The organism is Halorhodospira abdelmalekii, from assembly GCF_016583625.1.
GTDB classification, from domain to species: Bacteria; Pseudomonadota; Gammaproteobacteria; order Nitrococcales; family Halorhodospiraceae; genus Halorhodospira; species Halorhodospira abdelmalekii.
In genome coordinates, this window is record NZ_NRRN01000131.1 from 1 (window position 1) to 871 (window position 871).

The 871-nt window shown below is 59.9% G+C and carries 1 protein-coding gene and 1 pseudogene; both read left to right on the forward strand.

Features of this window, described 5'->3' with window-relative positions; translation table 11 throughout:
- Window positions 1-238: 238 nt before the first annotated feature.
- The gene (locus CKO15_RS13780; RefSeq protein ID WP_200197398.1) at window positions 239-568 is read left to right on the forward strand and encodes an IS4 family transposase; all 330 of its coding nucleotides are present in this window, start codon (window positions 239-241) and stop codon (window positions 566-568) included.
- Between the two features lie 29 nt (window positions 569-597).
- Window positions 598-732, forward strand: a pseudogene (locus CKO15_RS13785) (IS607 family transposase); the annotation flags it as partial.
- Window positions 733-871 lie beyond the last annotated feature (139 nt).

The window sequence follows — 871 nt, forward strand, 5'->3', positions numbered from 1 at the left end:
GGAGCATCCACACCTTGATTCTTGCCCACAGGGATCGGCTCACGCGCTTTGGGTTTGAGTGGTTTGAGCATTACGCCAAGACGCATGGCTGCGAGATCTTGGTGCTGAATCAAGAACGGCTCTCGCCCTGGGCTTGACACACATCTCGGCTGGACACTGCAGCTCTACCCTCAAGTCCGGCTGCCGCATTGAAGAGCGCCAGCTCGGGAGCGCCAATAGCCTCGAGGCGTGTCTGGGCGTGGATCTGGTCGTCGCCTGGCGGGTATCGCTGCTCACCCACCAGAGCCGTGAAGATCCGGACGCCCCCTGTACGGTGTTTTTTACCCCAGATCAATGGAAGGCGCTATGGGTGCGCACCGGCGCCGAAGGTATTCCTGAGGACCAGGATGAGCCCACGCTGCGGGAAGCCACGCGAACCGTCGCCACGCTCGGTGGTTTCTTGGGCCGAAAAAGTGACGGCGAGCCTGGGGCTCAGGCTCTGTGGAAAGACCTGCAGCGACTCGATGACATCACCGACATGTTTTGCATTATGCTCGAAAGGGCGAGGTCAGGTCGTGCTCCGCCCTGATGCCAGCCCACTTGTGTGTAAAGCCCAGGCTCTCGCCAGAGCAAGAACTGGTGCAGGACTTGATGACCATCGTTCATTGTTTTTCGTCTCGGTTGTATGGATTGCGAAACTACCGCAAGAAGCTCAACGAGGCACTCAGCAAGGATGAGGCCAGCGCCGAATGAAGGTGACACGGGTTGTGCGCGCCAAGCGCCCGAACAAAGGCAAGGTCGGGGCGTTGCGCGAACAGGCGCGACGACTCGGGCAGGTGCGCTCCGAGACTTGGCAGTGTTTTGGCTCGATTGGCGGCGTTGGGTTAAGCGA